Annotated in this window: 19 protein-coding genes; 6 read left to right on the forward strand and 13 right to left on the reverse strand. The window is 54.1% G+C overall.

The window, feature by feature from the left end:
- Window positions 1-51: 51 nt before the first annotated feature.
- Window positions 52-2,832 carry a flavocytochrome c gene (locus tag EL098_RS17580; protein ID WP_126357382.1) on the reverse strand — a complete coding sequence of 927 codons (2,781 nt, stop codon included), beginning with the start codon at window positions 2,830-2,832 and terminating at the stop codon, window positions 52-54.
- A gap of 617 nt (window positions 2,833-3,449) precedes the next feature.
- On the opposite strand from EL098_RS17580, the gene EL098_RS17585 reads away from it, so the two are divergent.
- From EL098_RS17585 to EL098_RS17610, 6 genes are all read left to right on the forward strand, one after another.
- Window positions 3,450-4,961: a DASS family sodium-coupled anion symporter gene (locus tag EL098_RS17585; protein WP_164716899.1), complete on the forward strand. Its 1,512-nt coding sequence runs from the start codon at window positions 3,450-3,452 to the stop codon at window positions 4,959-4,961.
- 55 nt (window positions 4,962-5,016) lie between these two features.
- The gene (gene fumA / locus EL098_RS17590) at window positions 5,017-6,666 is read left to right on the forward strand and encodes a class I fumarate hydratase FumA (protein ID WP_126357383.1); all 1,650 of its coding nucleotides are present in this window, start codon (window positions 5,017-5,019) and stop codon (window positions 6,664-6,666) included.
- A 112-nt stretch (window positions 6,667-6,778) separates the two neighbouring features.
- Window positions 6,779-8,086 (forward strand): sensor histidine kinase, encoded by a 1,308-nt coding sequence (locus tag EL098_RS17595; protein ID WP_126357384.1) that lies wholly within the window; start codon window positions 6,779-6,781, stop codon window positions 8,084-8,086.
- Window positions 8,086-8,703, forward strand: coding sequence for a response regulator transcription factor (locus EL098_RS17600; protein ID WP_126357385.1), 618 nt, complete (start codon window positions 8,086-8,088; stop codon window positions 8,701-8,703). The genes EL098_RS17595 and EL098_RS17600 overlap by 1 nt, the downstream gene beginning before the upstream one ends.
- A gap of 92 nt (window positions 8,704-8,795) precedes the next feature.
- Window positions 8,796-9,293 carry a GlcG/HbpS family heme-binding protein gene (locus EL098_RS17605; RefSeq protein ID WP_126357386.1) on the forward strand — a complete coding sequence of 166 codons (498 nt, stop codon included), beginning with the start codon at window positions 8,796-8,798 and terminating at the stop codon, window positions 9,291-9,293.
- Window positions 9,294-9,311: 18 nt separating this feature from the next.
- A complete protein-coding gene (locus EL098_RS17610; RefSeq protein ID WP_126357387.1) occupies window positions 9,312-9,995 on the forward strand; it encodes an outer membrane protein in 684 nt (227 codons plus the stop codon).
- Between the two features lie 36 nt (window positions 9,996-10,031).
- Here the strand turns inward: EL098_RS17610 and zinT are convergent, their stop codons facing one another.
- The 12 genes from zinT to EL098_RS17665 form a co-directional block, all read right to left on the reverse strand.
- A complete protein-coding gene (gene zinT, locus EL098_RS17615; protein WP_126358498.1) occupies window positions 10,032-10,676 on the reverse strand; it encodes a metal-binding protein ZinT in 645 nt (214 codons plus the stop codon).
- Window positions 10,677-11,067: 391 nt separating this feature from the next.
- Window positions 11,068-11,598 (reverse strand): phospholipase D family nuclease, encoded by a 531-nt coding sequence (locus tag EL098_RS17620; RefSeq protein ID WP_126357388.1) that lies wholly within the window; start codon window positions 11,596-11,598, stop codon window positions 11,068-11,070.
- Between the two features lie 5 nt (window positions 11,599-11,603).
- Window positions 11,604-12,116 carry a GNAT family N-acetyltransferase gene (locus tag EL098_RS17625; RefSeq protein ID WP_126357389.1) on the reverse strand — a complete coding sequence of 171 codons (513 nt, stop codon included), beginning with the start codon at window positions 12,114-12,116 and terminating at the stop codon, window positions 11,604-11,606.
- A 67-nt stretch (window positions 12,117-12,183) separates the two neighbouring features.
- On the reverse strand, window positions 12,184-12,744 hold the full coding sequence (locus EL098_RS17630; protein ID WP_164716901.1) for a helix-turn-helix transcriptional regulator: 561 nt from the start codon (window positions 12,742-12,744) through the stop codon (window positions 12,184-12,186).
- 65 nt (window positions 12,745-12,809) lie between these two features.
- Window positions 12,810-15,398, reverse strand: coding sequence for an autotransporter outer membrane beta-barrel domain-containing protein (locus tag EL098_RS17635; protein ID WP_232012241.1), 2,589 nt, complete (start codon window positions 15,396-15,398; stop codon window positions 12,810-12,812).
- Between the two features lie 13 nt (window positions 15,399-15,411).
- Window positions 15,412-15,690, reverse strand: coding sequence for a hypothetical protein (locus EL098_RS23600; protein WP_232012242.1), 279 nt, complete (start codon window positions 15,688-15,690; stop codon window positions 15,412-15,414).
- A gap of 29 nt (window positions 15,691-15,719) precedes the next feature.
- Window positions 15,720-16,328: a helix-turn-helix transcriptional regulator gene (locus EL098_RS17640; protein WP_126357391.1), complete on the reverse strand. Its 609-nt coding sequence runs from the start codon at window positions 16,326-16,328 to the stop codon at window positions 15,720-15,722.
- A gap of 629 nt (window positions 16,329-16,957) precedes the next feature.
- The gene (locus EL098_RS17645; protein ID WP_164716903.1) at window positions 16,958-17,497 is read right to left on the reverse strand and encodes a type VI secretion system baseplate subunit TssE; all 540 of its coding nucleotides are present in this window, start codon (window positions 17,495-17,497) and stop codon (window positions 16,958-16,960) included.
- The gene (locus EL098_RS17650) at window positions 17,448-18,248 is read right to left on the reverse strand and encodes a type VI secretion system accessory protein TagJ (protein ID WP_126357392.1); all 801 of its coding nucleotides are present in this window, start codon (window positions 18,246-18,248) and stop codon (window positions 17,448-17,450) included. The genes EL098_RS17645 and EL098_RS17650 overlap by 50 nt, the downstream gene beginning before the upstream one ends.
- A 14-nt stretch (window positions 18,249-18,262) precedes the next feature.
- The gene (locus EL098_RS17655; protein ID WP_126357393.1) at window positions 18,263-19,105 is read right to left on the reverse strand and encodes a TagK domain-containing protein; all 843 of its coding nucleotides are present in this window, start codon (window positions 19,103-19,105) and stop codon (window positions 18,263-18,265) included.
- A 4-nt stretch (window positions 19,106-19,109) separates the two neighbouring features.
- Entirely contained in the window at window positions 19,110-19,373 is a 264-nt protein-coding gene (locus tag EL098_RS17660; RefSeq protein ID WP_126357394.1) for a PAAR domain-containing protein, read from the reverse strand.
- A gap of 67 nt (window positions 19,374-19,440) precedes the next feature.
- Window positions 19,441-21,906, reverse strand: a complete 2,466-nt coding sequence (locus tag EL098_RS17665) for a type VI secretion system Vgr family protein (protein WP_126358500.1) — start codon at window positions 21,904-21,906, stop codon at window positions 19,441-19,443.
- Between the last annotated feature and the right edge of the window lie 23 nt (window positions 21,907-21,929).

Raw genomic sequence — 21,929 nt, forward strand, 5'->3', positions numbered from 1 at the left:
CTCCTTGTGCTGAAAGGGTGCGCCCCGGCGATGGCCGGAGCGCATTCGGGCTTAGCGTTTTGCCCAGCTTGCCGCCTGATGGCCTGCCAGGGTACCAAAGACAATAATATCCGCTACCGCGTTACCGCCGATACGGTTCCCGCCGTGAATACCGCCGGCCACCTCACCCGCAGCAAATGCACCTGGGATAACCTGCTGCTGTTTATCCAGCACTTCGGTTTGGGCGTTAATCGTCACGCCGCCCATGGTGTGGTGAACTCCTGGCGCGATACGAATGGCGTGGAACGGCCCCTCTTTAATCGGGTTACGCAATGCGGTTTTACGGCCAAAATCTTCGTCGTACTGATTCTCCACGAAGCCGTTGTAACGCTCAAGTGTGGCGAGGAAGGTGTGGTAATCCATCCCCAGTTTTTCCGCCAGCTCGCGTGGACCTTCCGCGCTGACTACAAAGCCTTTCGCGATGTACTCATCTGCGGCTTTGTTTTTGGCTCGCACGTTCTCGTCAAACACGATGTAAGCGTATTTCTCCGGCAGCGCGATAATCTGCGCCGACACTTTATCGCGGGTTTCCATTTCATTAAAGAAACGGTTGCCTTCCTGGTTCACCAGGATAGCGCCGCCTCCGCGAATGGACTCGGAAATCAGGTACGAAGTGGTTTGCTCTACGGTTGGGTGAATCTGAATTTCGCCCATATCCACGGTACCGGCACCCAGTTTTTCCAGCAGCGCAATACCGCCGCCGGTTGCGCCTTTATGGTTGGTGGTCACAAAGCCTTCAAGATCGGGACGGTATTTCACCACCATCTGGCTGTTGGCGCTGAAGCCGCCGGTCGCCATAATCACGCTTTTTGCGTGGATGGTGAGCGCTTCGTTTTCGTCGGTCAGCAGCGCTACGCCGCTGACCGCGCCCTGTTCAAACAGAATTTCCGTGACCGCCGTTTCCATCAGTACGTCGATGCTGCGCTTGTTGATGTTACGCAGCAGACCGCTAATCAGGTAGCCGCCAACCGCCGATCCGTCGCGCGGACGGTGGGTACGGTCGATGCTCATCCCGCCGGTGGTGGTGATGTCGTTCAGCATGATGCCGCGGTCTGCCAGCCATTCGATCGCCTGAGGGGCATTTTCCACAAAGCGGTGCAGCAGCTCAGGATTGTTTTTGCTGTAGCCGCCCTTAAGGGTTTCGGCGTAGAACAGCTCTTTGCTGTCGTGGATGCCTTTCACGCGCTGGAAACGGGTTTCCGCAGCGTTCATACCGGCTGAAGCCTTAACGGTGTTACCGCCGATAGACGGCATTTTCTCAACGATCAGCACGCTGGCCCCTTCGTCATGGGCCTGAATCGCTGCGGCCAGACCTGCACCGCCGCTGCCAACCACCACAACGTCATAGCTCTGCGGGGCACTCGTGCCGCCGCTTTCTTCAAATGCCTGCTGCTTGCTGGATTTCACCATCGCTTTAGAAACGGCTTTTTTCACCGCTTCGCTTTGAGAGGTCGCGCCGGAAATGGCATCCACAAACGGAGAGTTAGCGGTCAGAATGCGGGAGCGGATCTCTTCGAAATTGGTGCTGAATTCAACGTCATCCTCCGGGCCGGAAGCGAGCGCGATATCGGCAATGCGATCGGTGTCGAGGCTGACGTTAATGACCAGCTGGTTGACATCATCGCTAACGGTTTCTTCGAAGATCCCTGGTTTAAATTTGGACGCGCCGCCCATGCTCATGTCGCGGATCATCGCTTCGACCAGCGAGAAGCGCCACAGCGGCTCGGGAATGGTCAGCGCTTCGCGCTGGGTGCTGTCGATAAACAGATCCAGCACATCGCCACTGGCGATGCGGTCAGTCCAGTCCGGATAAGCGATGCAGGCGCGGCCTACGGCCACCAGGTCATAACCGTGCTCAAGCGCGGTCTCTACGTCAGAGACATTCACGATCCCGCCCACGCCCATCACCGGGATCTGCGCCAGCGCGTCGGAACGCATTTCGCAGTATTTGTTGATGAGCGGCGTTGGGTCGGTGGTGTCGTTAATAGACGGACGCAGCGAGTAGCCCATGGAGAAGTGCAGGTAGTCGAGGCCGCGAGCGGCCAGTTTCTCCAGCAGGTACATAGTGTCGTCAAAACGAATGCCAGGGACTTCAAGCTCTTCCGGGGAGAAGCGATAGCCGATAATAAACGCGTCATCGGCGTATTTGCGTGCCATCTGATGAGTAATGTCCAGCACCGCCAACGGGAATTTAGCGCGGTTGTCGCGGCTACCGCCCCATTCGTCGTCGCGTTGGTTAGAGTTCGGGGAGTAGAACTGCTGAATCAGATAGGTGTTTGCACCGTGGATTTCCACGCCGTCGAAACCGGCCTGAATCGCGCGGCGAACGGCGTCACCGAATTTGCCCACCATGCCTTCCACTTCTTCAGTGGTCAGGGCTCGGGGAGTGGCGGCGCCGTCACGAGGGGCAGCCAGGGCGCTGGGGCCAACCGGCGTGCGCCCGCCGATAAGTTTTGGTTCAACCATGCGGCCGCCGTGGTAAATCTGCAGCAGCGCTCTTGATCCTTCGCCCTTAATGGCGGAGGCAATTTTTGCCAGCCCGGCAATTTTTTCGTCGCTATCTATGCCGATAGCGCCCGGGAAAGCGAGGCCAAGATCGTCGATAAAGCAGCATTCCACCACAATAGTGCCGATGCTGCCTGCGCGAACGCGATAGTACTCCACCAGCTCTTCGGTGACCGTGCCATCAAAATACCCGGTGCAGGTGGTCATTGGCGCCATCAGCAGGCGATTTTTTAACGCGGTACCATTAGGTAAAGTAAATGGGCTGAAGATAGCTTTGTCGGTGCTCATAATGTCGACTCCAAACTTTAAAATTTAAAACTAAGAATGGGGTTGCTGGCACTATTTTGATTTTGGTTATTGGCCATTTCGCATACCAACAATATAAGACTATTTTTAGTTACCAAACTATTTACGTTAGTTTAAAAACTATTGAAGAACGGTAATAACAGAATTACCTACAATGTGTTATTAATTAAAATCCAAAAAATTACAGATGATTAAATTAATATAACATTTCGGTTACCTTAAGCATCACACCCAAAACCCACGCCAGCCCTTGCAGCAAGCGGAATCGAGTCAGCAAAAATTAACAAAATGGGCCTGAAGAGGCATTTTTTATGATCAACCTGATAACTTTCAGGGCAAAAATACCCCTGTGAAAACGCCAGGTATTATTTTTACCGAAAACGCTAACAGCGTGCTATTTCTTGATCTTGATCAATTGTCATATACCCCGAAAGCGCAATATATACTTATCCAAAAAATTTAATTCACCGCCGACAAAAGGCGTTGAATATTTATTTCCCCGACCATCCCCGATGGCACTTTAAATAATAAAATAAATTAAAAAACTAAAGTAATCTGAAATAAAAACCGAATCCTTAACTCCTTATAACGGTGTCATTATGAGTGTAATAACCACCAATCTACCGCCGCTCAAAGAGAGCACTAAAAAAGCAGGCAACAACAAACGTTGGCTGATGATGGCCCTGCCCATCATTGTGGCGCTGTTGCTGATGCTGGTTCCCGTCCCGGACGGCCTGCCGCCGTACGCCTGGCACTTCTTCGCTATCTTCGTCGGCGTCATCGTAGGGCTTATCTTCGAGCCGCTGCCGGGCGCCGTTATCGGCCTGACCGGGATCGTCGTTATCTCTCTCGGCAGCCAGTGGCTGCTGTTCAGTCCGGAGCAAATGGCCGACCCAAAATTCAAGCTGGCGGGCGCCTCCTTTAAATGGGCAGTCAGCGGCTTCGGTAACTCCACCGTCTGGCTTATCTTCGGCGCATTTATGTTTGCCGCCGGCTACGATAAAACCCAGTTTGGCCGCCGTCTGGCGCTGATTCTGGTGAAATACCTTGGCCGCCGCAGCCTGACGCTGGGCTATGCCATTGCCTTCGCCGACCTGCTGCTGGCGCCGTTTACCCCGTCCAACACCGCACGTAGCGGCGGGACCATCTACCCGATTATCGCCAACCTGCCGCCGCTGTACGGCTCAAAACCTAACGACCCAAGCGCGCGTAAAATTGGTTCTTACCTGATGTGGGTGGCGATCACCGCGGCCTGTATCACCAGCTCAATGTTCCTCTCCGCGCTGGCTCCTAACCTGCTGGCGCTGGCGCTGGTGAAAAGCATCGTCGGCATCAACATCTCCTGGGGGATGTGGTTCCTCGCCTTCCTGCCGCTTGGCCTGCTGTTACTGCTGACCATGCCGCTGCTGGCTTACTGGCTCTACCCGCCTGAAGTAAAAGTGAACGACGAAGTGCCAAAATGGGCGAGCCGTGAACTGGAAAAACTGGGCAAGCTGTCCCGCAACGAAATCCTGCTGCTGGTGTTCGTCTGCTCCGCGCTGGTGATGTGGATCTTCGCGGCAAGCTGGATTGAACCTGCGCTTGCGGCCCTGCTGGTTATCGTCCTGATGCTGTGGACCGGCGTCCTGAACTGGAACGACATCACCAATAACAAGGCGGCGTGGAACACCTTCGTCTGGTTCGCTACCCTGGTTGCCCTGGCCGATGGCCTCTCTTCTACCGGCTTTATCACCTGGCTGGGGAAAGAAGGCGGCGCGCTGATGACCGGTATCGCACCTGGCACCGCAACCATCGTTCTGCTGCTGGCGTTCTACCTGCTGCACTACCTGTTTGCGAGCACCACCGCGCACACCACCGCGCTGCTGCCGGCGATGCTGACCATCGCCTCCACCATTCCGGGTATGAATATGGAAGTGTTCTGTCTGCTGATGGTGACCTCGCTGGGTATCATGGGCATCATCACCCCGTACGGCACCGGCCCAAGTCCTATCTACTACGGTAGCGGCTACCTGCCAACCAAAGACTACTGGCGCCTGGGCACCATCTTCGGCGGCCTGTTCCTGGCTGCGCTGCTGGTGATTGGTTATCCGTGGATGTCCCTGATGTTCTGATTTAAAGCCGCTGGAGGGCAACCTCCGGCGGTTTATTTTTATGGAGTAACGAGCTATGTCGAACAAACCTTTTGTTTACCAGAATCCCTTCCCGCTGGCGCATGACGATACCGAATACTACCTGTTAACCCGCGACCACGTTTCCGTCAGCGAATTTGAAGGCCAATCCGTGCTTAAGGTAGAGCCTCAGGCGCTGACCCTGCTGGCACAGCAGGCGTTTCACGATGCGGCGTTTATGCTGCGCCCGGCCCACCAGCAGCAGGTTGCGAATATCCTTAGCGACCCGGAAGCCAGCGAAAACGACAAATACGTCGCGCTGCAGTTCCTGCGCAACTCCGAAATCTCGGCGAAAGGCATTCTGCCCACCTGCCAGGACACCGGCACCGCCATCATCATGGGTAAAAAAGGCCAGCGCGTCTGGACCGGCGGCGGCGATGAGGCAGCGCTGTCTCAGGGCGTCTACAACACCTATATCGAAGATAACCTGCGCTACTCTCAGAACGCCGCGCTGGATATGTACAAAGAGGTGAACACCGGCACCAACCTGCCTGCACAAATTGACCTCTACAGCGTGGACGGCGACGAATACAAATTCCTGTGCGTCGCTAAAGGCGGCGGCTCGGCCAACAAAACCTACCTCTACCAGGAAACCAAAGCGCTGATTACCCCGGCGAAGCTGAAGGCATATCTGGTTGATAAAATGCGCACCCTCGGCACCGCAGCCTGCCCGCCGTATCACGTGGCGTTTGTTATCGGCGGCACCTCTGCAGAATCTACGCTGAAAACCGTGAAGCTAGCGTCTACCCACTACTACGACGGTCTGCCAACCGAAGGGAACGAGCACGGCCAGGCGTTCCGTGACATTCAGCTTGAGCAGGAACTGCTGGAAGAGTCGCAGAAGCTTGGCCTGGGCGCACAGTTTGGCGGCAAATACTTCGCGCATGATATCCGCGTGGTTCGCCTGCCGCGCCACGGCGCATCCTGCCCGATCGGCATGGGCGTCTCCTGCTCCGCAGACCGCAACATCAAGGCAAAAATCAACAAAGACGGCATCTGGATTGAGAAGCTGGAAAGCAACCCGGGTAAATACATTCCGGAAGAACTGCGTCAGGCCGGTGAAGGTGAAGCGGTGAAAGTGAACCTTAACCGCCCGATGAAAGAGATCCTCGCCCAGCTGTCAGACTTCCCGGTCTCCACCCGCCTGTCGCTCAGCGGCACCATCATCGTGGCGCGTGACATTGCCCACGCGAAGCTTAAAGAGCGCCTGGACAACGGCGAGCAGCTGCCGCAGTACGTGAAAGATCATCCGATCTACTACGCAGGCCCGGCTAAGACGCCTGAAGGTTATGCCTCCGGCTCCCTCGGCCCAACCACCGCAGGCCGCATGGACTCCTACGTGGATCAGCTGCAGGCCAACGGCGGCAGCATGATCATGCTCGCGAAAGGCAACCGTAGCCAGCAGGTGACGGACGCCTGCCACAAACATGGCGGCTTCTACCTCGGCAGCATCGGCGGCCCGGCAGCAGTGCTGGCGCAAAACAGCATCAAGAGCCTTGAACTGGTGGAGTACCCGGAGCTGGGTATGGAAGCCATCTGGAAGATTGAAGTGGAAGACTTCCCGGCGTTTATCCTGGTGGATGACAAAGGCAATGACTTCTTCCAGCAGATTCAGAACAAACAGTGCGCAGGCTGTAACAAGCACTGATTTCTCTAGATGCTGTCCACCAGGCGAGCGCTCAGGCGCTCGCTTTTTTTCGCCTGCAAGTTACGCCATACTGAGGCACACGTTTCCACCAGACGCCAACAAAGGACTCCGCATGTTAAGGATAATCAGCTGGTTACTGCTCACGCTGCTTAGCTGCGCGGGGCTGGGTGCCTGGTTTTTGCAGCAGCAATACGAAGAGAAATCTGCCGACTTTCGCATCCTTTACCGAGAAATCACGGTAAAACTCTCCCAGCACGATGCCATCATCCCCCTGCTGCCCGATAGCCAGAGCGCCGTTGAGGTACAGCATATTCTGCCGCAGATCGTTGAGTGGCGCCGACACCACAACCCGGAGCCTCGTCTGGCAATTGTGCCGGAGGCGAATGGACGTTACTGGCTAAACCGCCCCAACCTTTCGCTGCTGATTGATTTAACCACGCTGCTCGACACGCTTGGGGAGAAAAAGATTTTCAAACACCTTGCCCTCAGCTGGAATAAGACGCTCCTTTGCGAGCAAGGTTCTGCCGCAGCAGGCTACTGGCAATGGGATAAAACGGTAGCCAGCCCGACACAGCCGTTTTTGGTCTCCGCCAGCGACAGCCCGGAGTGGGCGAAGCTGCCCTGGTGGCTTATCGTCTCTCCTGCGCTTTTCTGGGCGCTGGCGATCTATCTGCTGACGCAATACCGGGCCAACAAACGCCGCCGGGATATTGCCGACCTGCGCGCCCGCTACGCCGAACTGACTCGCCTCAATACCATGGGCGAACTGGCGGCAGGCATGGTGCATGAGCTAAATCAGCCGCTAACCGCCATTATGAGCTACAACCAGGCGGCGGTAAGGCTGATCAAGCAGGAGAGCACGGCCCAGGTCCCCGACCTGCTGGACGCCTCCGTGCTACAGATAAAACGAATCGACGCCCTGCTCAGCCAGTTCCGCCAGAAACTCACCAGCGAACGCGCCGAGTACCAGCAGGTTGAACTTCAGCCGCTCTGGCAGCGCGTATGCAAACTGCTGGATAACGAGCTGAGCAGCGGCAAAATCCGCGCGACCAGCCGCTTTACTGATGACCTGCCGACGCTGTTCGCCCCTCCGCTTTGGGTGGAGCAGATCCTGCATAATATCGCCAGCAACGCGATTCAGGCGCAAACCGGCGGCACAGGCTGGATACATCTCGACGCCAGGACCGAAAATAACGGCGTTGTGCTGACGCTAACCGACGGCGGGCCAGGGCTTTCTCCCGAGGCGCTGGAGCAGGTCTTTATTCCATTTTTCACTACCCGCGCACAAGGCGTCGGACTTGGAATGGCGCTCGCTGACACGCTGGTACAGCGGCTTAACGGCACGATTGAAGCCAGCAACACTCCGGGAGGCGGCGCCTGTTTCCGCCTTTGGTTCCCACTTAAGGATGAGGAGACATAATGGAGCCGCGTATCTGGCTTATTGATGACGACGCCGCCATTCGCGACTCGCTAAGCCTCCTGCTTTCTACCGTCGGCTGGCAGGCTCACGCCTTTGAGAGCGCCCAGGCCTTTCAGCAACATGCAGGTGACCTCAGCCAGCTCGATGGCTGCATGCTGCTCGATATCCGAATGCCGGGTAAAACCGGGCTAACGCTGCTTGAAGAGTGGACGCAGCGAGGGTTAACGCTGCCGGTGATCATCATGACCGGGCACGGCAATATCGACCTTTGTCGTCGGGCCTTTAAGAACGGTGCCTTTGAGTTTCTGACCAAACCCGTTGATGCCGACCAGCTGTTCGAGGTCGTTGGCGCTGCGATGGAAAAGCAAAAAGCGCAGCTGGAGGCACGGCAGAAATGGCAGCCGCTGCAGGAGAAGCTGGCGACGCTTACCGTACGCGAAAAAGAGATGCTGGAGCAGCTGCTCCAGGGGTACTCCAGCAAGGAAATTGCCCGGCAGTGCTCCCTCTCGCCCCGCACCGTTGAGGCTCACCGCGCCAATATATTCACAAAACTGGAAGTGAACTCTCTGCCTAAGCTGCTAAAAACCTACGGCGATATCGCCAGAGAGCCTAAGTAAAACTACCTGGAAAGTTAGGTATTCGCGCCAATTTTCCGCTATTCCCTCGTTTCATAGTATTGCCCCATAGCAAACTACTCTGGAGCAATATCATGAAACGTCTTCTGTTAAGCGCCCTGCTGCTGGGCGGCTTCGTCTCCACTGCCAGCGCCGCCACCGGCGTGCTGAGCCAGAAAAACCTCTCCCTTGAGCTCGCTGATAAGCTGGCGCAAAGCGTCCTTCAGGTTTGCGCCAAAGATAACTACAACGTGGCGGTCACCGTGGTCGACCGCGCCGGCACGCCGCTGGTAATGAAGCGCATGGATAACGCCGGGCCGCACACCGTGGAAGCCAGCCGCATGAAGGCCTACACCTCGCTGACCACCAAAAACCCAACCGACAACGTGATGAAAGGATCGCAGTCCAACGCGGGTGCAGCAAATATGCGTGATATTCCTGGCTTCCTGCTGCTGGCAGGCGGCGTGCCGGTGAAGTCCGGTGAACAGGTGATTGGCGCTGTCGGCGTGGGTGGCGCACCGGGCGGCCATCTGGATCAAGCTTGCGCGCTGGAAGGGTTGAAAAGCATTGATAAAGAGCTGAACGCGGAATAACACAACAAGGAGCAGGACATGCATCACAAGACAGGTTTACTGGCGCTGGCACTTTTGCTGAGCGCGGGTCACGCCGCTGCGGCCACCAGCGATGAAGGCTATTACGCTTCGGCAAAATACGTACACAGCGAACAGCGCGCCAGCGACCAGGACACCAGCAGCCGCCCCGGCGTCGGCCAGTTTGTTGACGGCAAAGAAAAAGACAGGCTCGGCGGCGCTTCTCTGGCGGCGGGTTACCAGTACGGTAACGGCTGGCGTACCGAAGGAGAATACACCTTCCGCCAGAAAACAGAGTTTACCAGCGGCTCTACCGCATTCCCGACAAGCTTCAACCACCTGAAGCTGAACACCGAACGTTTGATGCTTAACGTTTATCGCGACTACGATCTCGGCTACGGCGTGTCGCTGTTTGGCACCGCGGGCGTGGGCATTGCAAAAGTAAAAGCCGGCGGCTGGCAGGGTAACACCGCGCGTGAGTATGCCGACAGCACGCAAAACAACCTCGCTTATTCTCTGGGCGCGGGCATTAGCTACTCGCCAGTCGACCGCCTGAGCATCGATATCGGCTACCGCTATGTCGATATGGGAAAAGTGGAAAGCGGCTATAACACCTTTGGCAACGTGCGCGGCCTGAAGGACGAGCAGATGAAGGCTCGTCTGGCCTCCAGCGAATTCACCCTTGGCACTCGCTACCTGTTCTAAGCATTAAGGCGGCCAACGGGCCGCCCTTTTACTTTGTTAGTGATGCAGCATCTCGTCAACAACCTGAGCTTTGGTCATGTTGTATGGGTAAAATGTTGGCCAGTTATCCATCTCTTTCAGCAGGGCATCCTGAGATTCGCTGCCCATAAAGATATGGAAGTGCTGAGACTGGCGCGGGGCGATAACGTGGTCGCTAAACTGCACGAACTTCGGCGCTTTTGACTGCGCGTCTTTGCATTCAAACAGATAGCGAACGCCCTTCTTTCCCGAGGTGTAGGTCAGGATTTTGTGTCCCGCATAGTCGTAGCGGCAGCGCTGGACCTCTTTGCCAACGTGAAACTCAATCACATTATTTTCAATGCCGATGGTTTCAACGTTTGTCGCATAGCCCTTCTGATAATATGCCCGGTACTCTTCCAGGCTTTTACCGCTTTTTTTGGCTTTTTTCTCAAGCACCGGATCCAGATCGCCGCTCAACAGATAGGGATTGACCGACTGCCAGACGCCATCCCAGTCGGAAAGCGCACGATCTTTCACGTTCACGTCGTCAAAGATCCCTTCACTCGCCTTTTGCTCCACTTCCGTCAGCGGTTTGCCGTGATGATGGCCGTGCGCCAGCGCCTGATGCCCCGCCAGCAAAACGCCCATCCCCAGAATAAATGCCGATTTCTTCATAATCATCATGTTCCCCTTGTGTATTCCTTACACGAAAAGGCAACGTTATAACATAACAAATAATGAAATCAACCGCAGGATGCTATCCTGGTCATGGGTCAAACCATCCCATCAACGCCACCAGCAGGGTATCCGGCATTCATCAGCAGAAAGGTAACCGCACAGTGAGTAACAAAGAGTAATGTATGAGGAGCTTCTTCAGCTATTTTTCCAAGCGTAACCTCAGGCTCTGTTTGGCGGAATCGCTGCCTGGGTCGCAGCCATACTCCTTAAATTCAAACGTTAACGCATCCTACGCTTCCATTAGGCTCTGCCTTAGAAAGGGAAATATCCTATGCTAAGCCTGTTTTTATACTGGTAAGGAACCTTGAAAAATTCACCTTTCTTATAAAGGAAATCATGGAGTTAACTTAAAAGGAACCCCCAAATCCCAGCGGCTTTGCCAGTGGGCGACATACTGACTGGCGATGTCCGGCATATTGCTTAGCACCACCACGTTTTCGCTGTTTTCGGTTTCCGCAGAGGGCGCGTAATTAAACGACCCAGTTTCAACGGTTTGCTCATCGACGATAATCGTTTTGTCATGCTGAATATGATAGTGCCCGTCGATGCGAAGCTGGACGCCGTTTGAGGCGGCAAAGCTCATCGCTTTCAGGCTGGCCTTGTTCTGATTGCGCTTTTTATCCACCACCACGCGCACCTCAACACCTCGCTTTTCCGCATCCACCAGAGCCTGAGCAATATCCGGGGCCTGGAAAGAGTAGGCTATCATGCGGATAGACTTGTGCGCCCCGTCGATAACCTGCAGCACCAGCGTCCGAGTCGAGCCTTCCGGCGAAAAACCAACCTGAACGTTCGGTGTGGCAATGGCCGCTGCGGGCAGGCTAAGTGCGGCAAGTAAAAAAGCAGACCGAAGACCTGATTTCATCGCGTTTAGAGACTCTTTCCGAGAATATGCAGAGTGCTGGTTTGCGTCGCGCTGGAAAACGTTTCGCTTGTTAAGTGGCTCATGCCAAGGGACTGGTAAAAACGTCTTGCGCCATCGTTGCCCTCCAGCACTTCCAGCCACAGGTAATTCTGCTCTCGTTTCTGCGCCAGTTGAAGGAGTTCTTCAAAAAGCAGCAGGCCATAGTTTTTGCCTGTCTCACCGGGGGAAAGGTAGAGCTTGTTAAGCAAAGCACCGGAAAACGAATGTTCCGGAACCGGGCGGTTCCAGCTGATTTTGGCAAACCCTACGGGCCTTTCAGCCTCGGCAATAAACCAGCTGACCACAGGATCCGCAAGGCTTTCTTCCAGCGTATGCAGAGCGTACTCGTGTTCAATAAAGGCCTGAAGTTCATCGGCTGAAACCCAAAACCGTTCAAAGTGATAACGATAGCTTCTGCTCCCCAGGGCCGACAAAAGAGGCGCATCTTGCAGCGTTGCTGCACGGATTTTCAGGCTCATAGCATTCACTCAAGGGTAAGGTTCTCAAAAAGAATATGGCAGGTTAACTCATCATGGAAATATAAGTTCAGATCATATGATCTAATAACTTAACTTTAAAATAGAGCTCAACAAAGCTTTTGACCTGCAGTTTACGCATCGCTGAACGCTTATGCAGGCTAATCTGCCGAATGGTCATGTTGAGGGAGGATGAAATCATGGAAGGTTTGTAGCCTTTCAGTAAGAAACGAATGACGTTCACCTCATCACAGTCTAAGCGGATGTACGGGCAAGAGGGGACGATACGCTGCCTTTTGGGATTCAGCACTCTCTCAATCGCCGAATTGATCTTCCCGCTGATGGTATAACAATCGTCGCTTAGCGAAATAAAATAAATTTCTTCTCTAAACCAGATATCCTGGAGAAACGTCCTCGCCCTGTCAGAACAAAACATAATTGAAGGCGATAAGACGTTATGTTGGAACGCGCTTTTGTAGAGCGCCTGGGCATTATTATCCGTAAAAATAAAAAAGGGGATAAAACGCTGCCCGGCGACCCAAATACCCCATTCGGTATAATCAAGATGCATCCTTTCTAATAACGCCAGTAACCCATGCAGATAAAAACATTCCTTTGCAACAATTTTCATATCCATCGTCACCTCAGCCCTGAGAAGCAGTGCGGGCAGGCGTGTGCCTGCCCGCACTTAAGAGCTTAAAAATTGTATTTCATACCAAACATCGCGGCAGCATCCTGGTAACCCGCGTCACCCATCTGCACGCCAATATTGCCCCACAGATTGACCCGAGAGCTGATTTGCCCTTCGAGCCCGACTTTGGCTTCTGCAATGTTGGTGGCACCATTCTGGCTAACGCGAACATCATCCAGTGTCGTCGAGAAACTGCGCGTATTGTGCAGCCAGTTCACTTCAACAAAAGGCTGGAACTCACGTTGCTTGTCGGCATCGCTTGCGTGATGGCTTTTCAGCCAGGTTTTGACGCCCAGACGCGTCAGCACGTTGCCATCGCCTTCCTGACGGACGCGGGTGCCGTTAGCTTCCTGATGTTTATCTGCGCGAACGCCCATCCAGACGACCTGCGCGTGTGGCTGCACAAACCACTCGTTGACGGTGCCGTGGCTACCCCAGAACTGCCCCAGCTTCCAGGCATATCCGGCTTCCAGCGATGCGGTTATACCGTGCGATTTGTAAGACTCCGTCGCCAGGCTGTCGCCCTTCACTTCATTATTAAACCAGCCATACTGAAGCCAGCTGTCCAGCCAGGCCCCGGTGTGCTCTTCATTGTTGGCGTACCACGTGCCGTAGCCGCCAATGCTGTAGCCATCCACGTCCCCTTTCGAACGATAGCCGCTCAGCCTGCTCTCCGTCGTGCTGTGGTCTTTCCCATAACCTGCCATAACCCCAACATGCCAGCGGTCGGTGCCGTCGGTGCTCCAGCGAGCCACGTCGCCCCCCATCTGCGTCATGTAACGATTACTTTGTGTTTTTAACTGGCCGCTGCCGTCACGCCAGGCGTTGTGACCGCCGACCTGACGCAGCCAAAGGCTGGTGACTTCGTGCTGGCCGGTAAGCGCATCAATAAACTGCGTCTCGCCAAGCCTGTCGTGCAGCGTCATCATAAACAGGTTATTCGCTGCCGCGAGGTTAGCCGTGTAGCTGCCGCCTTCGGGACGAACGATCGGTTCAACTTTCGGGTCAGGTGTCGGTTCTGGTGTCGGCTGTGGATCCACCGGGGTAGCCTGGCTGGTGAGGTACCAGCTCTCGTTTTTCTTGACCAGATCGTAATCGTAGGCTCCCGCCACAATACGCCCCGCCTTTACAAAGCTCCCCTGCGAGATTCCCTGAACGTCCACAAGCTCGATGCCTTCCACGGTGCTGGCGCCATGCCCGCCAAGATTATTGACGGTGACCTGCGTGGTACCGGGCAGAACGTCGCCCTGCACAAGCAGTTTATTCGCCGGAGAGCTGTCATCGCCCAGCACGCTGTTCATGACAATATGGCCGCCGTCACCGGCGTAATCGCCTGCCACGGTCAGGGTGTCAAATTTGTTCTCGTCGGCAAAAATTATCGTGCCGTTGTTGGTCAGTTGCCCAACCGTAGAGAGGTTATTGAGGTTCCAGCGGCTGCTCTCATCAAGCATCAGCGAAGCTGCGTTGGTAACGGATCCCGTCAGCACTGAGCCTTCGGTCAGATTTACCGCCACGTTATTTGCCGGGTCATCCACCAGGATGTCGCCTTTCAGCGCGCTGTTGGCGGCATTGAATGTCACCGTGCTGTAAATGTTATTGTCGCCGCTGGCTCCGTCATCATAGTGCTCCACCGTCATTAACTGACCGTTTCCACCGCTAAGGTCAGAATCCTTGACGTTCAGCAGCAGCTCGGTCGCCGTGACGTCAATCGCCTGAGCCTGGGCGGCGTTAAGCACCACATTCTCCAGTCCCACCGTGTTGCTGGTTGCCGTCGACGACGAGCTACCGTTCACATAAAGGCCGCTCGCGCCCTCCCCGGCCGTGGAGATCGTGCTGTTCCTGACGTCAAGCATGCCCCCCTGGCTCCAGAGCCCGAAGCTCTCTTTCCCCGCCGTCTCGATCTGGACATTATCTGCACTAATTTGCGCATTAGGATAAGCCAGCAGCCCCGGCGCCAGCTCGCCCTGGGTAGAGAGATGGCTATTCGTTAGGGTGCCTTTCCCCCCGCGCGCGGTGAACATTCCCGCACTGCCTTTCCCGCTGGTGGTGACAGATAGGTTGTCGCCTTTAACCAGGTACTCACTGTACAGGCCGTAGGCGTTCTCCCCTTCGGTTTGAATCTTACTGTCACTGATGTCAGCCTCACCACGTTGCGCATTAATTGCGATAGCGCTGTCTCCTTTTGTGGAGATCTGCGAGGTATTCATCTTAACGGAGGAGTCACGGGAGGCTATCCAGACGGCATCACTGTAATCGCCTTCGGTACTGAAAGTGCCGCCTTCAATGGCAATGTTGGCCGCCAAATTCGCGTTTACGGCGTAGCTGTGGTCGCCCTGGGTACTGGCAGAAACGTTATTCAGGATAAGGTCTCCGGCCATCACTCTGATAGCGTCTCCGCCCTGGGTTTCGATAGTTCCGTTGGAGGCCTGCACCACCGCCTGCCCCTGGTTGGCGGTCCAGTAGCCATCCAGCACCAGCCCGAGCGCATTGTCCAGCCCGGTAATATTAAATTTATCTAATGTTCCGCTGCTATTATTGGCAAAGTAAACACCGCTGCCACCCTTGCCTGTGGCGTTAACCTGCAAGTCCTGCACGTTAAAGGTGCTGTTATCGATCCAGGCGCCGCCCCCCGTTTTTTCCGGAGCTATTGAGAATCAACTGGGAAGCCGTCACCGTCGCATTATTGCGCGCCTGTACAATAAAACTGCCCGTGACATCGTTATTCATTGTCGTATTGGTTAGGGTGCTATTGCCGCCATCGATCCTGATCGTGTCATTGTTAGCAGCCCACGCGGATGAGCAGGAAGCCGCCAATACGCTTAAAATACATAGCCGTCTGGGCAATATCGTGCTTAATCTCCATTTGATGTATATTTTATACTTCATTATAAAATCCTTTTAAGTTGAACATTGCCTCAAAGGCAAAGGGTATTTCTTTCATCTCGCCCGCACCTGGCAATAAATGATGCGAACCGATAAAATTCAGCTCTATTTGCAACTCCCATCTTTCGGCTGGCGTTACGATAATGCGTGCTGATCGTTTTTCTTGAGCGGTTAAGGATCCTTGAGATATCGTCACTGTTGTATCCCCGACCAATCAAAATCATTACATTGTTTTCAGTATCTGAAAGTTGAGCATATTTTTTTAGCCCAAGACTCCAATAGGCTTCTTCCTTGTTGATGAGTAAATTATAATCCGAACGGGCAATCGCAAGTATCTTGCCGATCTTCATCGATATGTCGTTAAGAGTTTGGTTTCTGGTTAAAAATGGAACATGGACAATTATTCTCTCATTCTCTTTACGATCGCCATCAAACGAAGCATCCTTATTTTGTTGATTATTAATTTGAATCGTTACTCTGTCATCCTGAAAGATAATGTTCGCAATGTCATAGCTCTTTTCTTCGGATGGCAATAAAAAGCAGACTTCGCCGAGGCTTTCTTCTGCAAGTTGGTTAGTGATTAAGAGGCTCAATCCCGATGTCTGGTAATAGTTAGAATCCATTAATAATATGTTCAACATATTTCACACCCATGTGTTGCGATTCCCATCCAAGTTGCAGCTACTCCAGGGCATACGAAATGCTTGCCAAAAAAGACAAAGTGAGTGAATAGAAACAACTTATGGTCAGTTTAGTCATTCAGACAAAACCTATCCGGCCCCTGATGTAATGCTTTCCTTAAATATTACCCTCCATAAGCAGATGAGAACGTTTAAGCTAACATACTGTTAAAAATAGAAAAACAGCCCATAAGATTAAAAAAACCAGAGATAGAGACTAATTTTAACGAGACGCAAAAAAAAATAACGAGGAAGGATGAAAATCTCCCTTATTCTTGGCTGTGGGCTTCCCTGACTGTCGGTGTCAAGTTTACCCTCAACAGATAAAACGATCAAATATATCATCAAGACGCTATTTTTCGATACTATCATCCATAAAATTAGGTGGAATATAGTTTTTTAAACTAACTTACACGGATATTGCCGCGCACATTAATACAATGCGCAGCAATTTATTTCGCCGTAAGAAGGGAGGATTATCCCATAGGGATATTTTGAGACTAGCGGCCAGGAAAAAAGCCCGACCGCATTTCTTAAAGAGAGTAATACCCAGAAATGAGCATACCCCAAAGAGTAAATCTGTGATGCGTTTATAGCAACTTCAAATCGACTTTTTCAGATTCAAAGTCATAGCGACCGCTCATACATAAATCCACGGGCCTGGGGTGCCAGTATATAAGCCCGCGGATCTCGAACGGTATAACGGCATACCTCGCAACCCCCTCCTTATCCTGTAATGAGCGAACTAAAAGTGTTTCAGGAATTATTCTTGGTTCAAAACGTAAAATAGTGTTACGAATCGTTTTCTCGATAACGCCCCAGTTCTTATGATTTTCCTGCGTGCCAATCAACGCCGGTACGCCATAATTCAGCACAGAGGCCATAATTAGCTTATGCCGCTGCTCATTCAGTCGGTCTTCAATATTGGTATGATTAATCAGGTCAACTATCTCTTTTTGCACCAGATTACGCATTCCCTTAATGTCTATTAATCTCATGCGATCGTGAGGACTTTTTGGCTCATCGTCCTGCAGGCGCTGCAGCAGCGTGGGGAGATATTGCTGCTTTCGTTCTGAGGGATTATTCGAAAACAATGTCGCCAACTTCCATAATTGAATGATCGCTAACATCGGTCACCAGGACTTTACGCCCGGCACCCGCCGAAAGGTTTTCAGACAGCGCAACCCACTCCGTTTTCAGCCCCAGCTTACTTTGCTGATCGTCCTGTTGTTCCGCAGGATAGCGGGCTGGAATATACCCGTGATAGACCTCATCGGCCACCTTGAGGGTAGCCGGCAGCCAAATCAAATCAAGCACATCGCCAGGAGTGGAAACGCTGAGCGTCTGGATGCAGGAGAATGGCAGCCAGCGGTAGCCTCCGGCACAAATGAACTCACAGATGGGCCCCAGACGACCATCGCTATCCGCGATCCAGCTGAACGCTCCCAGCGTATCGCTTTTCCCCTGACTTTCCGGCGCAAGCTCAAACGCCTCAATGCGGTGAAGCTCGGCCTGCTGCGTATCACCCCGATAGTGCTCTACGTTCGCCTGATGTAATTTTTCCATCCATGACGGCATTTCCCCCTGCAGCGTCGCGGCCTGCCGCTCGCCGGTTAACACCTGCTGGCGCTGCATTTCGCTGAACACCAGATTTTTGTACAGCTCAGTCTGCTTATGAAGTGCATCATCCAGCAGCGCCAGGGTTTGCAGCTGCAAGAGCGCCTTATCCCAGATCCCCTCGACGCAATAGAGCTTAAACAGCACTTCACGGGTTTTAAGATCCTGTGGATTCGCTTTAACCTCGGCCAGCGCCTGCTCTAACAGTTCATTCAATGACGCGTTTTTTAGCGCCTGGGTAAGAGAAGTAAAATCCTGCATCATGACAATTCCTTAGATTAGTAATAAGAGTCCAGGCCGACTTTATAAAAGTCCTGAAACACCAGCTCAGGGACCGTAGTTTTTCCTTTAGCCGCGATGTGCTCCGGCGACAGGGCAAGCAGCAAATCGGTTTTTTCCTCTTCGCTGAAGATCTCCTCCGCCATTTCGCCGCGCTCCAGCTCAGGCCACACCTTTTCCATCAGAAAATCATTGGCGACGATGCACTCGGTCAGCGTCTTGCCTTTGATTTGCTCCCTGACATCATCAAACCGACGATCCGTTTTGATGATGTAGTTGGCATCGTGGGCCATACCACCTGAATAGCCGCCATCCTGCTCACGCCAGATGAGAAAACGTTTGTATTCAACCTCCAGCGTCTTCAGCACATCGCTGCCGTTATCCTGCGCGAGAATGACGTCATTAAAGTAGCGTAAGTCATTGATATAATGCCCTCCGTTAGGCAGAATCTCTTCTACCTCAGGCACCTTATCCGCCGACTGCCACGCGACGCCGGGGTAAATCAGCCGATAAAACGTTTGTTCATCGACGTCATTACTGTCGTTGCTGATAAAGCTCAGTTTGAAGTGCCCTACCTGTAGCTGGTTTTTATTGCTCAGCGGTTGGCAACGCCCGTACTCCACTTCGCTACCTTCAAGCAGGCAAACATGGCTCTGGCAAAGGTTCAGCATCACAGGCCTTGCCTGGTGCCAGTAAAAGATGACGGCATCCAGCCCAGAATGGGCGTTATGCATCCCGAAACTGCCGCTGGCGAGATCGAAAACGAGAGCAGTCTCCGCCGTCAAACTTCTGGGCAGCGCGACAGGCGAGCGTGAAACGGGCCATTCAAAGTGAATATTCACGGCTTCAGCCTATGTAGACATCGCCGGATCCGGTTGCGACAACTGCGCCGCAGCCGGTTACGTCCCCCAGGCGCGCGGCCGGCAGTCCGTTGATATAGACCGATCCCGAACCTGTGGCCACGGGTGCAACCCCGTGCCCTAATGCACAGGGTGCGACGCTCGCGCCGGCCATTGCCGCCGGCAATCCGTTGATGTAGACGTCACCCGAACCGCTGCATAATGCGCCTCCATGTGCGGTCACATCCCCTACTCGTCCTGCGTTTTGCATTGTTCGCTCTCCTTAAGAAAACAGTCAAGGCGGTGGCCAGCCGGCTACCGCCGTAATTATTTGAATTTTAAGGCTCTATTGTTTCGCTTCCGGTTGGCGTTTCCGTTGGTGTCTCGGTCGGCGTTTCCGTCGGTGTCACTGTCGGCGTCTCGGTTGGCGTCTCGGTTGGCGTCTCCGTTGGCGTCTCCGTTGGCGTCTCCGTTGGCGTCTCCGTTGGCGTCTCCGTTGGCGTCTCCGTCGGCGTCTCGGTTGGCGTCTCCGTTGGCGTTTCCGTCGGTGTCTCCGTTGGCGTCTCCGTCGGTTCTTCCGTCGGCGTCTCCGTTGGTGCTTCCGTCGGTTCTTCCGTTGGCCCCGGAGGTCCTGGAGGCCCCGGTGGTCCTGGTGGTCCCGGAGGCCCTGGTGGTCCCGGTGGTCCCGGTGGGCCCGGCGGTATTGGTAATGGCGGTAGTGGAATCGCCACCCCAAACAGCGCGGTAATCGCAGGCAGGCCTGGTAAGCCAATCATGCCGCCGCCACCGCCGCCACCGCCGCCGCCGCCGCAGTTGTCGCCGCAGTCGCCCGGGTTAATATCCACTTCACCGCCCTGGATAATCACCTGGTCTGAACCGACAATTTTGATTTTCTTCGCCGAAATCACCAGCTCGCCGCCGGCGGAAAGCGTCATCGCCCCCCCAGCCACCATGGTGCTCGCACCGCCCACCGCCAGCGAGTGGTATCCGCCAACGTTGACCTGATGTGCGCCCCCGACGGAAAGCGAATGGTAGCCGCCCACGGCCGTCATAAATGCGCCGCCGACGTTTATGCCTTTCGCCCCGGCAACGTTATCGCTCTGGCTGCCGCCCACCTGGATAGCCAGCGCCGCCCCAATAATGGCGCTGCTGTTCCCGATGACGTCAGACATGTAGTTGCCCCCTACAAAGAGGTTGCGCGTCAGGCCGACATTCACGTTTGAGTTCATGCCGATAGTCTGGTCTTCGTTCTGTTTCGTCAGGCGGCTCATGTTGCGTTCAGCCTGCTCCCAGTACTGCTCCAGCCCCGGCTTATCCTCAAAACGGATACCGTTAAAATTACTGCGCCCGCCGCCTAACGTGCGGCTAACCAGCCCACTCTGGGTGGCGTTAACCGGCAGATCCCAGGGCGGCATGGTGACGTTGTTATAGAGGCTACCGGTAATAAGCGGCCTGTCAGGATCGCCATTGATAAAATCAACAATGACCTCGTGGCCGATGCGGGGAATATAGATCCCACCGAAGTTGTTTCCGGCCCACGCCTGACTCACTCGCAGCCAGCAGGAGTCCGATTCACGGTTTTTCCCGTAGCGATCCCAAAGGAAACGAACCTTGACCCTGCCATACTCATCGGTCCAGATCTCTTCCCCCGGTGGGCCCACCACGATAGCGGTTTGCGGACCGCTGGTTTTTGGCCTTGTCACCGTCATCGGGTGACGATAAATCTTGGTCGTCGGTTGAACGGTAAAGTCACAGCTATAGCGGAATTCATCCTGCGAAGAGAGCTGATCGATCTCCTCCACCAGCAAGTGGCTACGCAGCACCATGTACTCACGGTTAGCCTTTTCAACGGGGTAGTTAACGAGCTCAAAGTCGCAGCCGCAAACAATCCCGCGTAGCTCACCGGAACCTTCACAGCGGGAACCTAACGCCCCACGCTCTTCCATACGAACGCGCGCGAGCTGCTCGCCAATATCCGGCTGCTCGTAGTCTCCCGGCCAGTGGAAGATCTCCATCTGGTTGAAGCTGGTTTTCCGCGGTTTACTGTCCAGCGCCATAATATCGGCGCGGGATTTAGTAAAATCGTAGTCGTTGGTCACCCATTTACCGGAGGTGATCGTTTCCTGGAAATGGAACTGATTAATAAATTCCTGATCCATTTTTGGGCGATCTGAGGCGTACTGGATTACATGGTAAGCCTCGCTGGAGAACCGCTTGTGCGCGCCTACGTTATCCACGAGGATCAGCTTATGGCTGCCGCCGCTGTGCTCGAAGAACCAGTAGATCCCCCACTCTTCCATCAGGCGTTCAATAAAATTGAAATCCGTTTCGCCATACTGGACCTGGAAGTCGAGTAGCGGGTAATTCCCGGCCAGCCGTTTCTCAAACGGAAAGTTATAGTCGCCCAGCACCTCATCGATAATGTTGACCACTGATTTTTGCTGGAAAATTTTAAAGTCAGCCGTCAGTTCAGCGAGATGCAGCCAGGGGCGGATGATAATTTCATACAGCGCCTGGTATCCGTCGCGGCCAACATAGCGGGCGCGCTGAACCATGCCGGAAATTTCACGAACCTCCTGGCCAATGCCGTAAACGTCGCCCAGCCCATTCCCGTCGAGTTCAATATGAACCGTCATCTCTTTGCCAATCAGCGACTTCAGATCGACATTAGAAGCTGACTGCCAGGGTATTTGGCTGTTAGCCGGCGTCTTTGCGGTAATCACGTAGCTGTAGAGCGAAGAAAGCGACTCTTCCCCCTCCAGCTTCGAGATAACCAACGCCGGTTCCCCAAGCAGCACAGGCATCGCCGGGCTGCTTAATCTAATAG

It is taken from the genome of Cedecea lapagei (assembly GCF_900635955.1).
Lineage (GTDB): Bacteria > Pseudomonadota > Gammaproteobacteria > Enterobacterales > Enterobacteriaceae > Cedecea > Cedecea lapagei.

Coding starts and splice junctions, on each gene's coding strand:
- EL098_RS17580 (WP_126357382.1), bottom strand. CDS start 2,832: ATGAGCACCGACAAAGCTATCTTCAGCCCATTTACTTTACCTAATGGT.
- EL098_RS17585 (WP_164716899.1), top strand. CDS start 3,450: ATGAGTGTAATAACCACCAATCTACCGCCGCTCAAAGAGAGCACTAAA.
- fumA (WP_126357383.1), top strand. CDS start 5,017: ATGTCGAACAAACCTTTTGTTTACCAGAATCCCTTCCCGCTGGCGCAT.
- EL098_RS17595 (WP_126357384.1), top strand. CDS start 6,779: ATGTTAAGGATAATCAGCTGGTTACTGCTCACGCTGCTTAGCTGCGCG.
- EL098_RS17600 (WP_126357385.1), top strand. CDS start 8,086: ATGGAGCCGCGTATCTGGCTTATTGATGACGACGCCGCCATTCGCGAC.
- EL098_RS17605 (WP_126357386.1), top strand. CDS start 8,796: ATGAAACGTCTTCTGTTAAGCGCCCTGCTGCTGGGCGGCTTCGTCTCC.
- EL098_RS17610 (WP_126357387.1), top strand. CDS start 9,312: ATGCATCACAAGACAGGTTTACTGGCGCTGGCACTTTTGCTGAGCGCG.
- zinT (WP_126358498.1), bottom strand. CDS start 10,676: ATGATTATGAAGAAATCGGCATTTATTCTGGGGATGGGCGTTTTGCTG.
- EL098_RS17620 (WP_126357388.1), bottom strand. CDS start 11,598: ATGAAATCAGGTCTTCGGTCTGCTTTTTTACTTGCCGCACTTAGCCTG.
- EL098_RS17625 (WP_126357389.1), bottom strand. CDS start 12,116: ATGAGCCTGAAAATCCGTGCAGCAACGCTGCAAGATGCGCCTCTTTTG.
- EL098_RS17630 (WP_164716901.1), bottom strand. CDS start 12,744: ATGAAAATTGTTGCAAAGGAATGTTTTTATCTGCATGGGTTACTGGCG.
- EL098_RS23600 (WP_232012242.1), bottom strand. CDS start 15,690: ATGAAGTATAAAATATACATCAAATGGAGATTAAGCACGATATTGCCC.
- EL098_RS17640 (WP_126357391.1), bottom strand. CDS start 16,328: ATGTTGAACATATTATTAATGGATTCTAACTATTACCAGACATCGGGA.
- EL098_RS17645 (WP_164716903.1), bottom strand. CDS start 17,497: ATGTTAGCGATCATTCAATTATGGAAGTTGGCGACATTGTTTTCGAAT.
- EL098_RS17650 (WP_126357392.1), bottom strand. CDS start 18,248: ATGATGCAGGATTTTACTTCTCTTACCCAGGCGCTAAAAAACGCGTCA.
- EL098_RS17660 (WP_126357394.1), bottom strand. CDS start 19,373: ATGCAAAACGCAGGACGAGTAGGGGATGTGACCGCACATGGAGGCGCA.
- EL098_RS17665 (WP_126358500.1), bottom strand. CDS start 21,906: ATGCCTGTGCTGCTTGGGGAACCGGCGTTGGTTATCTCGAAGCTGGAG.